This window comes from Peteryoungia desertarenae, assembly GCF_005860795.2.
GTDB lineage: Bacteria > Pseudomonadota > Alphaproteobacteria > Rhizobiales > Rhizobiaceae > Allorhizobium > Allorhizobium desertarenae.
The window spans coordinates 2,534,960-2,547,306 of sequence record NZ_CP058350.1; the positions used below are offsets into that span (position 1 = coordinate 2,534,960).

At 59.6% G+C, this 12,347-nt stretch carries 16 protein-coding genes and 1 tRNA gene; 4 read left to right on the forward strand and 13 right to left on the reverse strand.

Annotated features, from left to right (window positions below; genetic code table 11):
* Nucleotides 1–76: 76 nt before the first annotated feature.
* Nucleotides 77–412, reverse strand: coding sequence for a PilZ domain-containing protein (locus FE840_RS12350; RefSeq protein WP_138288975.1), 336 nt, complete (start codon nt 410–412; stop codon nt 77–79).
* 150 nt (nt 413–562) lie between these two features.
* Entirely contained in the window at nt 563–1,024 is a 462-nt protein-coding gene (locus FE840_RS12355; protein ID WP_138288974.1) for an Lrp/AsnC family transcriptional regulator, read from the reverse strand.
* A gap of 154 nt (nt 1,025–1,178) precedes the next feature.
* Between FE840_RS12355 and ald the strand changes: the two genes are divergently transcribed.
* The gene (ald, locus tag FE840_RS12360) at nt 1,179–2,297 is read left to right on the forward strand and encodes an alanine dehydrogenase (protein ID WP_138288973.1); all 1,119 of its coding nucleotides are present in this window, start codon (nt 1,179–1,181) and stop codon (nt 2,295–2,297) included.
* 114 nt (nt 2,298–2,411) lie between these two features.
* Here the strand turns inward: ald and FE840_RS12365 are convergent, their stop codons facing one another.
* On the reverse strand, nt 2,412–2,882 hold the full coding sequence (locus tag FE840_RS12365) for a DUF1203 domain-containing protein (RefSeq protein ID WP_138288972.1): 471 nt from the start codon (nt 2,880–2,882) through the stop codon (nt 2,412–2,414).
* A gap of 169 nt (nt 2,883–3,051) precedes the next feature.
* On the opposite strand from FE840_RS12365, the gene FE840_RS12370 reads away from it, so the two are divergent.
* Entirely contained in the window at nt 3,052–3,954 is a 903-nt protein-coding gene (locus FE840_RS12370; RefSeq protein WP_138288971.1) for a DUF4344 domain-containing metallopeptidase, read from the forward strand.
* Between the two features lie 89 nt (nt 3,955–4,043).
* Here FE840_RS12370 and sseA read toward each other — a convergent pair whose 3' ends face one another.
* From sseA to FE840_RS12405, 7 genes are all read right to left on the reverse strand, one after another.
* Entirely contained in the window at nt 4,044–5,474 is a 1,431-nt protein-coding gene (gene sseA / locus FE840_RS12375) for a 3-mercaptopyruvate sulfurtransferase (RefSeq protein ID WP_138288970.1), read from the reverse strand.
* A gap of 21 nt (nt 5,475–5,495) precedes the next feature.
* A complete protein-coding gene (locus tag FE840_RS12380; protein WP_138288969.1) occupies nt 5,496–6,233 on the reverse strand; it encodes an alanyl-tRNA editing protein in 738 nt (245 codons plus the stop codon).
* A gap of 25 nt (nt 6,234–6,258) precedes the next feature.
* A complete protein-coding gene (locus FE840_RS12385; RefSeq protein WP_138288968.1) occupies nt 6,259–7,299 on the reverse strand; it encodes a cysteine synthase A in 1,041 nt (346 codons plus the stop codon).
* A 209-nt stretch (nt 7,300–7,508) separates the two neighbouring features.
* On the reverse strand, nt 7,509–7,955 hold the full coding sequence (locus tag FE840_RS12390; RefSeq protein ID WP_138288967.1) for a type II toxin-antitoxin system VapC family toxin: 447 nt from the start codon (nt 7,953–7,955) through the stop codon (nt 7,509–7,511).
* A complete protein-coding gene (locus FE840_RS12395; RefSeq protein ID WP_138289032.1) occupies nt 7,948–8,193 on the reverse strand; it encodes a type II toxin-antitoxin system Phd/YefM family antitoxin in 246 nt (81 codons plus the stop codon). The genes FE840_RS12390 and FE840_RS12395 overlap by 8 nt, the downstream gene beginning before the upstream one ends.
* 99 nt (nt 8,194–8,292) lie before the next feature.
* Entirely contained in the window at nt 8,293–8,547 is a 255-nt protein-coding gene (locus FE840_RS12400) for a Txe/YoeB family addiction module toxin (RefSeq protein ID WP_138288966.1), read from the reverse strand.
* Nucleotides 8,544–8,798: a type II toxin-antitoxin system Phd/YefM family antitoxin gene (locus FE840_RS12405; protein WP_138288965.1), complete on the reverse strand. Its 255-nt coding sequence runs from the start codon at nt 8,796–8,798 to the stop codon at nt 8,544–8,546. The genes FE840_RS12400 and FE840_RS12405 overlap by 4 nt, the downstream gene beginning before the upstream one ends.
* Before the next feature lie 265 nt (nt 8,799–9,063).
* Here FE840_RS12405 and FE840_RS12410 point away from each other — a divergent pair, with 265 nt between their 5' ends.
* Nucleotides 9,064–9,753 carry a hypothetical protein gene (locus FE840_RS12410; RefSeq protein WP_138288964.1) on the forward strand — a complete coding sequence of 230 codons (690 nt, stop codon included), beginning with the start codon at nt 9,064–9,066 and terminating at the stop codon, nt 9,751–9,753.
* Nucleotides 9,754–9,813: 60 nt separating this feature from the next.
* Here FE840_RS12410 and FE840_RS12415 read toward each other — a convergent pair whose 3' ends face one another.
* From FE840_RS12415 to FE840_RS12425, 3 genes are all read right to left on the reverse strand, one after another.
* A complete protein-coding gene (locus tag FE840_RS12415) occupies nt 9,814–11,277 on the reverse strand; it encodes a cryptochrome/photolyase family protein (RefSeq protein WP_138288963.1) in 1,464 nt (487 codons plus the stop codon).
* Between the two features lie 135 nt (nt 11,278–11,412).
* Nucleotides 11,413–11,640 carry a hypothetical protein gene (locus FE840_RS12420; protein ID WP_138288962.1) on the reverse strand — a complete coding sequence of 76 codons (228 nt, stop codon included), beginning with the start codon at nt 11,638–11,640 and terminating at the stop codon, nt 11,413–11,415.
* Between the two features lie 156 nt (nt 11,641–11,796).
* Nucleotides 11,797–11,871 (reverse strand) — tRNA-Asn (locus FE840_RS12425).
* A gap of 162 nt (nt 11,872–12,033) precedes the next feature.
* On the opposite strand from FE840_RS12425, the gene FE840_RS12430 reads away from it, so the two are divergent.
* Complete coding sequence (locus FE840_RS12430; RefSeq protein ID WP_171033791.1) at nt 12,034–12,309, forward strand: hypothetical protein; 276 nt, start codon at nt 12,034–12,036, stop codon at nt 12,307–12,309.
* Nucleotides 12,310–12,347: the final 38 nt, after the last annotated feature.

The window sequence follows — 12,347 nt, forward strand, 5'->3', positions numbered from 1 at the left end:
GATTTCTGAGGAACCTTTGAGGGCTGGCGGAGTTCGCTACGGCCCAAAACTGGCAAAAAACGCGGGGGCGTCTGAGTCACCGCTTGAGAACAGGCTGCACTTCCTTGTGGAAGTGGCGGAAATAGGCGTCGATCTTGGCCATAGAGTTTGAGTTCTGCGCGATGACGATGCCGAGGCGTCCGCTACGATTCCAGCGCACAACGCCTTCCAGAAGACCGATTTCGTCATTCTCGATAACGACCGTGCTACCGGTTGAGGCGTGCAGCTTGTTGTAGAGTTCAATGGCCAGCCCCGTGCGTGAGACGTTCAGGATCCTGCCATCCGCTTCCTGACTGAGATGTCGCACTCGACTGGGAATACGGCATCGGCTGCGCTTAGTCTTGCGCACATCAAGTTCGAGAACCTGGGTCATGCCGTTTTTCCTTTCCTCTCAAGAACTTGGATGATGCTGGTGTCCGTTTGACTTCATGAAACGGCTTGGCCTGCAATTTCAGTAGATCAGAGATATTTTGATGAGGTAAAGCTAATAGGTAAAATTCGAAACATCAGACTTTCTGTTTCATCACAGTCCGATATTCGGGCGGTCGATGATTTCGCGCAGCGCGAAGCTTGAATTGATCTTCACGACGTGGGGCAGGGCGGACAGCCAGTCGCGATGGATGCGTTCATAGTCCTCAAGGTCTTTCGCTGCGACGCGCAGAATGTAATCATACTCTCCGGACATCAGGTAGCAGACAAGGACATTCGGGCAGCGCTTAACAGCCGCCTCGAATTCGTTGAGGGTCTTGGCGAACTGTCCGGACAGTGAGATGTGGACAATGACCATCATCTTGTATTCCAGTGCCTTGTGGGAGAGCCGGGCATGATAGCCTCGGATGACGCCGGTTTTCTCAAGGATGTCGTGCCGGCGGGAACAGGCGGACGGGGAGAGACCGACCATTTCCGCGAGGTCGGAATTGGTCATTCGACCATTTTCCTGCAATGCCCGCAGAATCGCAAGATCGATGGTATCCAACTGGTTCATTCGAATTATTCCCCTCACAATAAGCAAATATTGCAATAATCTGCGAAAACTCTGAGCGAATCCCGAGTGATTTGCAAGGACATTTCGCTTATCCCGTGGTTCAATTCGGCATCGGAACAACATGCGGCCCAAGATCGCCGGGAGAGAATCTAAGATGCGCGTAGGATGCCCCAAGGAAATCAAGAACCATGAGTATCGCGTTGGCCTGACACCGGGTGCCGTCCGGGAATATGTGGCGCATGGCCATGATGTGCTGATCGAGACCGGTGCCGGTGCCGGTATCGGCGCAGATGACCATGCCTATATTGCTGCTGGTGCCAAGATTGCGGCTTCTGCAAAGGATGTCTTCGAGAAGTCCGATATGATCGTCAAGGTCAAGGAGCCACAGCCATCAGAATGGGTGCAGCTGCGCGAGGGCCAGATCCTTTACACCTACCTGCACCTGGCTCCAGATCCGGACCAGACGAAGGGCCTGATCGATTCGGGCGTGACGGCGATTGCCTATGAGACAGTCACAGACGAGCGCGGCGGACTGCCGCTGCTTGCGCCGATGTCGGAAGTCGCCGGGCGTCTGGCCATTCAGGCGGGTGCGACCGCTCTGCAGAAAGCCAATGGCGGTCGCGGGATCCTGCTTGGCGGCGTGCCGGGCGTGGCTCCGGCCAAGGTCACCGTCATCGGCGGCGGCGTTGTCGGTCTGCATGCGGCCAAGATGGCGATTGGTCTTGGCGCCGATGTCACCATTCTCGACCGCTCGCTGCCACGCCTGCGCCAGTTGGACGATATCTTCCACGGTCGCGTCCATACCCTCTATTCGACCATCAATACCCTCGAGCAGGAAGTCTTCGGCGCTGATCTGGTCATCGGTGCGGTTTTGATCCCGGGTGCTGCTGCACCAAAGCTTGTGACACGCGAAATGTTGTCGGGCATGAAGAAGGGTGCGGTCATTGTGGATGTCGCGATCGACCAGGGTGGCTGCTTCGAAACCTCGAAGGCCACCACGCATTCCGATCCGATCTATGAGGTTGATGGTGTCGTCCATTACTGCGTGGCGAATATGCCGGGCGCCGTGCCGATCACCTCGGCTCATGCCCTGAACAACGCGACCCTGATGCATGGTCTGGCACTCGCTGACCGTGGCCTGCGGGCGATTGCCGAGGATCGCCATCTGAGAAACGGCCTCAATGTTCATAAAGGCCGGATCACCAACAAGCCTGTGGCTGACGCGCTAGGCTATCCGTCCCATGCGCCTGAAAGTGTTCTTAACGTAGCGTGATGATGCATTGCTTCCATACTGCATGACGTAACGTCAGGTTCTCCTCCCGGCGGTCATGCAGCATAAGAAAGGGTCGGCCTGTCCCATCGGCCGACCCTTTTTGCCGTTCCGGGATCAGCAGCGTTCGATCTCACAGTGAAAGCAGTTGTTTCGCGCGGACCGGACATGCAGATAGGCGATCTCTGCCCGTTCGAGCAACCGTTCCGCTCTTTCGATGATCCGGTCCGTCGGTGTGACGGCACCACTTCCATAGACGATCCGGTGATCTTCGCCATAACCGCGTAATATGTAGTCGGGGCTCGACAGAAAAGGCGGCAATCGGCCTTCGCAGTGATAGGCGGGGCAATCGTCGGCATGGACAAAGATGGGGCCCGTTTCGGCATAGGGCTGTAGCGATGGAAAGGGGCGATAAGCGAGCGTCAGATAGCGCTCGCCTTTGTTGATGAATCGGAGGCAGTGGCGGCAGGGATAACCGTCTTCGACGGCATGGCACAGTTCAGGGGGCAGGTCGTAATCATCTGGCGCGCCCTCGCGCCAGCTTTGGGCCTTCGAGGTTGAGAGGGGCTTGAAGCGGATCTGCGGCATCGGGCGTGTTCCTTTATGGCTGACAGCTCCACAATTCGGGCAAAGGGCAGAAGACGCCACCCGATTCCTGCCCATCCGCTCGCTTGTTCGTGTCGGGTTTGCCCAAAAATGGTCATGGTCCGAAAACGCCTCCCAAGCTAGGTTTTGCAAGGTCCAAACGGGGGTATCGATGAGACGGTTGACGCGTTGTTTCCTGGGGCTTTGCGCCGGCTTCCTGCTGCTGGCGGCGCCTGCGCAGACAAGAGCAGAGGAATGGACCGAAGAGCAGGCGCTCGAGGCCTATCACTTCGTCATCAACAACGCGATTTTCATCATGTTTCACGAGGCGGGACACATGCTCGTCTCCGAGTTTAACCTGCCGGTTCTGGGTCGCGAGGAAGATGCGGTGGACGCGCTTTCGTCAGTCCTCCTGCTGGAGGCGGACACGGTAGAACTGGATGTCGCGATGCAGGATGCTGCCGATGGCTGGTTCCTGACGGATGATTTTCGCGAGACGGATCTCGATGAAAGCGACTTCTTCGGAACCCACGGCCTCGATCGGCAGCGCGCCTATCAGATGGTCTGCATGATGACCGGACATGATCCGGACTATTTTGATGAATTTGCCGATTCGCTCGACTTCCCCGAGGACCGCCGTGAGGAATGCGCCTGGGAATACCAGCAGACCCGCGAAAGCTGGTTCAGTCTTCTCGCCGAAAATATGGAAGAAGGCGCCAAGACGAAGATGATCGTCAATTACGAGCCTGCCGGCGATCCGGACCTGCAGTTCTTTGCCGATCTCCTGAAGCAGGCGGAAGTGCTGGAGATGATCGAAACTGTGTTCGGCACCGGCTACAAGCTTGAGGATGGCATTCGCCTCAGCGGACGGGCCTGCGGCGAGGAAAACGCCTTCTGGGACCCGAACGCGCGCGAGATCATCTATTGTTACGAGCTGCTGGCGTATCACGCCGGCTTGATCGACGAATGGTTCAAGAGCCAGGGCGAAGAAACCGCCACCAACGATGCGGACTCTGCAAGCGAGATCAAGACGCGACTGAAGGGTGCCGCAGTGCAGGCGGGCATGGGAAAATAGCGTTGGGGGGCAAACGGTGCAGGCGCCAATAGGCCCACGAATCGTCTGCCGCCCATGCGTCACTCCGGCCGGATGGGATGGAGCCGGATCTAGACGCCACCATCCCGCCGCAGCATTTGCATCAATTCGCCTTCGGTGATCGGATCGATCAAGGTGTCGAAGGTTTCGACCGGGGAAAAGCCGAAGCGCTGGTAGAGCTGCAGTGCGCGCGGATGGTCGAACGTATTGGTTTCGACCGTTACCTTCTGAGGATTGCTGGCCCAGGCAGCATAAAGCGCCTGCAGGAGGAACCACTTGCCGATGCCAAGCCCCTGCGCATGCTGGAAGAGGCCGAAATAGGAGAGCTCAACCAGCTCCTCGCTTTCCTGCGACAATTCGTAGAAGCCTGCGGGCGCGCCATTCACATATAGCACCGAGATCGAAACCTTCGGCGCGTGGATGATCGCCTTCAACTCCGCATCAGTAAGACGAAGCCGCTGATACCAGTGCCAGCGTGCGCCGACCTGCCGGTGCAGGAAGCGGTAGAAGGAGAGCGGGATCGCATGGGTCCGCATGATCGCCGTCTGGATGTTGACGGGCACCGGCAGGCCTGCCTTCGGCGCCGAGGTCATTTCGAGACGGGTGACATGGGCGGTGATCGGCCCTTGCGGCTTTGGCTGAAGAGCGTCCGCCTTGCCCGTCACCACGGGTGTTTCAGCTTTTGAGCCCCATTCCGACCAGGAGCCGTCGTACAGCGTGTTGTCGCTATGGCCGAGGCTTTCCAGTGCAAGCGTGATTACGGCGGCGGTGACGCCGGAGCCGCAGCTTGTGACGATCGGCTGATTGAGATCGACCCCGGCCTGGCTGAAGATCGACCGAAGCGTGGCGAGATCCTTCAATCGACCGTTTTCCGAAAGGCTGGCAGCGGGAACGCTGCGGGCCCTCGGCATATGGCCGGAGCGCATGCCGGCGCGAGGTTCGGGTTCATCGCCGGTAAAACGACCGGCAGGGCGCGCATCGGCGATCTGGCTCGAACCGTTTTCAGTGATGCCTTGCATCTGCTGGAAGGACGTAACCCGGCGCTCGTCAAAGCTTGCAACGAATTCGGCTGGTGCTGGTTCCGGCAGATCCGTCTCGACTGGTCGGCCTTCCGCCTTCCAGCCATCAAAACCGCCATCGAGCACATAGACGCGCCGCGCGCCCATGACACGGAACATCCACCAGACGCGCGGGGCGGAAAAGAAGCCCGGCCCGTCATAGACAACGATCGTATCGCTTGCGGAAATGCCGAGCTTGCCGACGCTTTCTGCAAAGAACTCCGGTGAAGGAAGCGAATGGGGAAGGCCGGTGGTCGTATCGGCAATCACGTCCTGATCGAAGAAGACGGCACCGGGAATATGGCCGGACGCATATTCAAGCGCCCCATTGCGGCCCTGGGTCGGCAGATACCACGAGGCATCGACAATCCTGAACTCGGGCGCGCCAAGCTGTTTTTCCACCCAATCCGCCGAAACGACGAAACGGCTCTTTTCACCCGGCATGCTGTCTCTCCCGTCAATGTCTCAGGCAGAGGCGGCCGGGGTCCCGAAGCGGATGCGGAACCGGCGGTTCTCCTTGCCCTTCTTTTCGATCTTGGCGATATGAATCGCACCGACCTCCTGGGTCTCCGAAACATGTGTGCCGCCGCAAGGCTGGCTGTCAACGACGGAATTCTCGCCGATGCAGACAAGGCTCACCCGGCCCATCCCCATGGGCGGGCGGACATTCTTCGATTTGACGATGTCGGGATTGGCGGCAAGCTCCTCGTCGGTGATCCATTGGACATAGACGGGGTGGTTTTCGGCGACGAGCCGCATCAGCGCCGCCGTCACCTCGTCCTTGTCGATGGTCTCTGCCATGTCGAAGTCGATGCGAGCATCCTCTTCGCCAACTTGCGCGCCGGTGATCGGATGAGGGCAGACGACCGAGAGCAGATGGCAGGCCGTGTGCAGCCGCATCAGCCGGTAGCGGCGATCCCAATCCACATGAAGAATCAGCTTTTCGCCAACCGCTGGCATTGCTTCGCCGTCAAGCGGACGGTGCAGGATGATTTCCTTGGTCGCACCATGGCGGGTTTCGCCGAGCGTAATGCGACTGCCATCGACGCGCTCCAGAAAACCCGTATCGCCCGGCTGGCCGCCCGAGGCCGCATAAAAGCAGGTCTGGTCCAGCTCGATGGCGCCATCCTCATGCACGGCCGTCACCACCGCCTCTGCCGTGGAAAGATAGAAGTCGTCCCGATAGAGCGCGATGGTGGGCATGGTATGACTCGATATGTCGAAAATGTCAGGCGGTCGTTTCGAAGGGGATGTCGAAGCTCGGGCGCGTCTCGATCCAGGCCGGCACGGGCAGGCCCTTGGAGCGCAGAAAATCGGGGTTGAACAGCTTCGATTGATAGCGATTGCCATAGTCGCAGAGGATCGTCACGATCGTGTGGCCGGGACCGAGATCCCTGGCAAGTCGCATGGCACCCGCAATATTGATTCCGGACGAACCGCCGAGGCACAGGCCCTCATTTTCAACCAGGTCGAAGACGATGTCGAGCGCTTCGGCATCGGGGATCTGATAGGCGAAATCGGGCGTGAAGCCTTCGAGGTTCGCTGTGATGCGGCCCTGGCCAATCCCCTCGGTGATCGAGGAACCGGAGGATTTCAGCTCGCCATTCTTGTAGTATTCGAAGAGGGCGGCCCCTTCCGGATCGGCAATGCCGATTTTCACGCCGGGCTTGCGGTTGCGAAGGCCGGCTCCGGTGCCGGCCAGCGTTCCGCCCGAGCCGACGGCACAGATGAAGCCATCGACGGAGCCGCCGGTCTGCTCGAAGATTTCCTTCGCCGTCGTCTCGATATGGGCATCGCGATTGACGGTGTTGTCGAACTGGTTGGCCCAGATCGCCCCGTTCGGCTCGCTCTTGGCGAGCTCGGCGGCGAGCCGGCCCGACAGCTTCACGTAATTATTCGGGTTCTTGTAGGGGACGGCCGGAACTTCGACCAGCTCGGCTCCGAGCAGCCTGAGCGCATCCTTCTTTTCCTGGCTCTGCGTTTCGGGGATGACGATCACGGTGCGGTAGCCAAGCGCCTTGGCGACCATGGTGAGCCCGATGCCGGTATTGCCGGCCGTCCCCTCGACGATCACGCCACCGGGGCGCAGAAGGCCGCGCCGCTCGGCATCGCGAATGATGAAGAGCGCGGCGCGATCCTTGACCGACTGGCCGGGATTGAGGAATTCGGCCTTGCCGAGAATGGTGCAGCCGGTCGCCTGCGAGGCGCCCTTCAGCCGGATCAGTGGCGTATTGCCGATCGCCTCAAGAACGGAGGAGTGAAATGCCATGATGTCTGCCTTTTCGTCTTTTGCCGACAGTAGATGATAAAGCGCGGATAAGAAAACCGGTCGGCCATGAGATTCTTGCCCTTTGGACAGGAATATGCGCGCCACCAGCGCCAAGCGTGAACCCGTCTTTTCAGGCCAGCGCAGGACAAAGGCAAGAAATGGCTTTTCAAGACAGGGCAGGGCGCGGGGAAAATGCGTTCTGGGGTGGATTATGTCCGGAAGGCTTCCGGAAAATCAGAGTCCACGCCGAGTTGCGTGAGGTGTCTCAGGTTGGCGGTGATCACGGTCAGCCCGTAAGCCTTTGCCGTCGCGGCAATCAGAATGTCGGCCAAGCCCGGATGCGTGCCGTTGGCCGTGGCGAGATCATCGAGCCCGCCGGCGATCCGAGCTACGACGGTGTCAACGGGCAAGATTTGGTCGCCGAAGGTTTCGGTGAACGAATCGAGCCAAGCGCTTAAGCGCTGCGCTCGGTCTATGCCGCCGCGACGATGAAGCTTTCGCAGGCCCTTCTCGATCTCGGCCAGCGTGATGGTGGAGACATAGAGGACTTCACCTTCATTTCGAAACCACATTCTCATCGCTTCGGGTGGCGCCTGCTTTCGGTCGGGCGAAAAGAGCGAGAGGATGTTGGTGTCGATGAGGTAGCCGTTACTCAAGCTCGACGTCCCGCATGGGGGATGGGTTACGGTCGAGATCGGCAGGCGCCGGATAGGACATCAGGAACTCGCCGAAGTTTGGTTTAGGCTTTGCCATCGCCCTTTTCGCCGCCTCTCCGGCCTCGATGCTGACCAGCATGGCGGCCGGCTTGCCGTGACGGGTGATCGTGACGAATTCACCGTTTGCAGCCTCGTCCACCAGACTTGCGAATCCTGCCTTGGCATCGGCAACACTCATGCTCGACAAGCTTGCCTCCAAGAATGACTATATGTGGTCAATTTAATGCGTAGCAGAGGATCGGGCAAGCAAGAGTTTGAGGGCCGGGGTCCGAAGAGATCAGTAGTGATGGCGGCATTGCGCGATGAGGAGCCCATCGTCCGTCGGGCGATAGACCAGCCGATGCTCCTGATCGATCCGTCGCGACCACCAGCCACGCAACTCGCCCCGCAGCGGCTCCGGTTTGCCGATGCCCTGAAAAGGAGACCGGCTACTTTCCTTGATCAATTGATTGATGCGCGCCAGCATCTTCGGATCGCTGGACTGCCAATACAGGTAGTCCTCCCAGGCGCGCGCGTGGAAGATGAGCTTCACTCCGAAAGCTCGCGCACGTCGCCCTTGCCTTCGTCGAGATCGCGCACGGCTTCAAGCAGGCGTTCCGCGTTGCGGGGGCTCTTCAATAGGTGCTGTGTTTCCTCATAGGAGGCGAAATCCTCCACCGACATCAGAACGGCGGCAGGCTTGCCGCGATCACGGGTGATCAGCACGGGCGTCCGATCGTCCGTCACGCTGTCGAGCAGGGAGGCCAGGTTCTTGCGCAGGTCGCTGTAGGATGTGGTTCTCATGAGCTTATTGTACGCGAATGCGTACAATAAGCAAGCGCGGTCGATTGACACCCAAGGGCATTGCGCATGGAGCCCCCTCTGCCCTGCCGGGCATCTCCCCCCTTGTGCGGGACATGTCACGCAGTGACAGAGGGGGTGTTTCACATGCGCAGACGTCGGCTTCCTGTGTCGATCGTTACAAGTTTAAGCATTCTCTTCACCGGATCTTCATGCCTGACCGGGAAATCTGCATATGATGCGCCTCTGAGTTGTGCGAGGAGGGTTAATGCTGAGGATTCTCGTGGCTTTGGCCCTGTGTCTGCCGATCGCCGGCTGCGATCTGCTTTTCGATTTTCCGGAATGGCAATGGCGTCAGAAACTCACGGTGTCCGTGATAACGCCGAAGGGCATGAAGGTCGGCAGCGCGGTCACGTCGGCGCGGATCGAGTTTCCGCCGAAATGGACAGGCGTGGGCGATGCGGCCGGTATGCAGCGCGGCGGCGTGTCGGGCGAGGCGGTCGTGGTCGATCTGGGCCAGGGGCGTTATCTCTTCGCGCTGCTGCAGGGCTATAGTGAGTGGACGGCTTACACCGCCTTTTTCCCAGAATTGGAGGGAAAGGCGATGCTGAAAGAGGAGATGTTTCCCTATCTCGACCAGATGGTGGCAAGCACCGGCCAGTCGCGCGACGTGCCGCGCAAGCACTATCCGCTGCTCGTCACTTTTGACGACATTAAAGACCCGGCTTCGGCGCGCCGCGTCAGCCCCGGCGATCTCTCAGCAAGCTTCGGTCCCGGCTATCGGCTGAATGCGGTCACGCTGTCTATCACCGATGAGCCGGTCACAGAGGGCGTGGTCCAGAAGGTACTGGGATGGCTGACGGCATATCCGGAACAAGGACTTAGCCCGCCAACTGGTAGAACGACCGGTATTCCCTTCTCCAGAAGAGTCTCTCACGGTGACTTTTTAAGAGATTGAGCCGGAGGGGCATTTGGAGCAAATGCAGAAAGTTTTTCGCGCGAAGCGCCTACACACACCTCACTCCCCCCTCAACCCCTGAAACGCCGCCATCGCCGCGTCCCGTGCCTTGCCGTGATCGACGATCGGCAGCGGATAGGTCTTGCCGAGGCTGACGCCTGCTTCCTTCAAGACCGCGAAGGGCGCCTCTGATGGCTTGTGGATGAATTTGGCCGGCATGTCCTTCAGCTCCGGCACGAAGCGACGGACATATTGGCCTTCCGGGTCGAATTTCTCGCCTTGGCTCACCGGGTTGAAGATGCGGAAGAAGGGGGCGGCGTCGGCGCCGGAGCCGGCGACCCATTGCCAGCTGGCGGCATTCGAGGCCGGGTCGGCATCGACAAGCGTATCGCGGAACCAGCGTTCGCCTTCGCGCCAGTCGATCAGCAGGTCCTTGATCAGGAAGGAGGCGGTGATCATGCGCACGCGGTTGTGCATGAAGCCCGTTTGCCAGAGCTGGCGCATGCCGGCATCGACGATCGGATAGCCGGTCTGTCCGCGCTGCCATTTTTCGAGCGCTTCAGGCGCGTCCCGCCAGGGGAAGGCGTCGAATTTGGGGTTCCAGTTCTTGTTGCGAAGGGCGGGGAAATGGAACAGCAGGTGATAGGAGAAGTCGCGCCAGATCAATTCCTTGCGGAAATGGATGACATCTTCGGCGGAATGGCTGTCGGTCAGCCCGCGCGTCGCATGCCAGATCGTCGCCGGCGAGATTTCGCCCAGCGCCAGATGTGGCGACAGCATCGAGACATTGGGCTTGTCCGGACTGTCCCTCAGAGTGCGATAGCCGGCGAGACCGTTTTCGATGAAGGCGGCAAGACGCTTGTGCGCACCGTCCTCGCCCGGCGTCCAGAATTCCGGGAAGCGCGCCGCCCAATTCGGCTTTGTCGGCACGAGCTTCCAATCCTTCAGGTCTTCCGATGACGGCCAGGCATCGGGTGCGGCAATTGCTTGCGGGGCGGGGATCGGCTCCGGCGGCTCGGTGGACGCCTCGAAGGCCTTCCAGAACGGGGTGTAGACGCGGAAATTGTTGCCGGCCCCTGTCTTCAGTCGCGTCGGCTCATGCAGGATCTGGCCGGCAAAGCTTTTGACACCGAGGCCATGCTGGCAATAGGCTTCCTTGATCTGCTTGTCGATGGCGATGCCGTTCGGGTCATAGCGCCGGTTCCAGTAGATGCCGGAGGCACCTGTTTCGGCCATCAGGGCCGGGATCACCTCCTGGGCCGGCCCACTGCGCAACAGAAGGCGCGAACCGAGCTTTTCTAAAGACGCAGAAAGGGCAGTCAGCGAATGATGCAGCCACCAGGCCTGTGCGGCTCCCAGCGGCCCGGTGGCCGCTTCCTGAGGTTCGCGGATGTAGACGGGGATGATGGTCAGGCCCTGGCTGACGGCTGTGGAAAGGGCGGCATTGTCCTGAAGGCGCAGGTCCTTGCGGAACCAGAGGATGATCGTCTTTGAGCCGTTCGCGGACGTGGTATTTGAGGGCATGTTGCAATCTTCATTGTTGGCTATGGAAAGCCCTACGAAGTTTTGCCCCGTCAGGATCAGATTTTGGCGAAAATTCGGCAGTCAGACTGCAGATCCTGTCGGTAGCGGGCGGCAGCCGGATGGCGCCCGTCACGCTTATGCGTGGCTTGTGCGCCCCGGATGGCGCCGCGCCTCTTCGGCCCGGATCAGCGCCATGATCTGATCGGCATTTTCCCGCACGTAAAGCCGGTGCAGCTTTTCGGCGACCGGAGCCGTGGTCAAAAGGCAGGTATAGCCTTCCCGCTCGAACCAGCGGAAATCCACCACATTGTCCATGTTGACAAAGAAGGGAAAGCCATCCCCGTCGTGAAGCTTGAGCCACATGGCTGCCCTCCTGCATGCATCGTCCTGGGAGAGGGGATAGCAGCGAAAGGTGAAGAGGCGGTTTCCTGAGGTTTGCGGAATGTCCCGTGGCGGGGCAGAATGTGAAATGCAAAAAAGCCGCGTCAGCGCCATCGCGACACGGCTCTTTGAATTTTTTGGCTCCCCGGGCCGGATTCGAACCGGCGACCTGTCGATTAACAGTCGAATGCTCTACCGCTGAGCTACCAGGGAACAGCCGCTTGGCGCGGTGTGAGCGGGGTAATACAAATGCCTGTTCGATTTGCCAAGCGGTTTTTCAAAAAAAATGTGATCGGCTTGTTTTATTTTGTGGGCATCCCAAATGAGGTGCCGCGCGTTTCAGCCGAAACAGCGCTGTTTCCAGGGAGTTTGTGCGTGTCCACTCGAAAATACCGCATCGATGCCGAACGGGGACGTTTGGTGCTTGATCGGCTTGAAATCCCTTTCCCGAGATCAAGAAGCGGGCGGATTGCCGCCGGCACGCTGCTGATTGGCGGCGGCTTTCTCGGCTTTCTGCCCATTCTCGGTTTTTGGATGGTCCCTGCGGGCCTTCTCGTTCTGTCGCATGACCTGTCCATCGTCCGCCGCCGCCGTCGCCGCATCGCAGTCTGGTGGCGCAAGCGCTATCCACAGGTGAAACGCGCCGGCTGAAAGGCCTGATGCAAGGGGAAGGCGGGTCATGCTCTGGC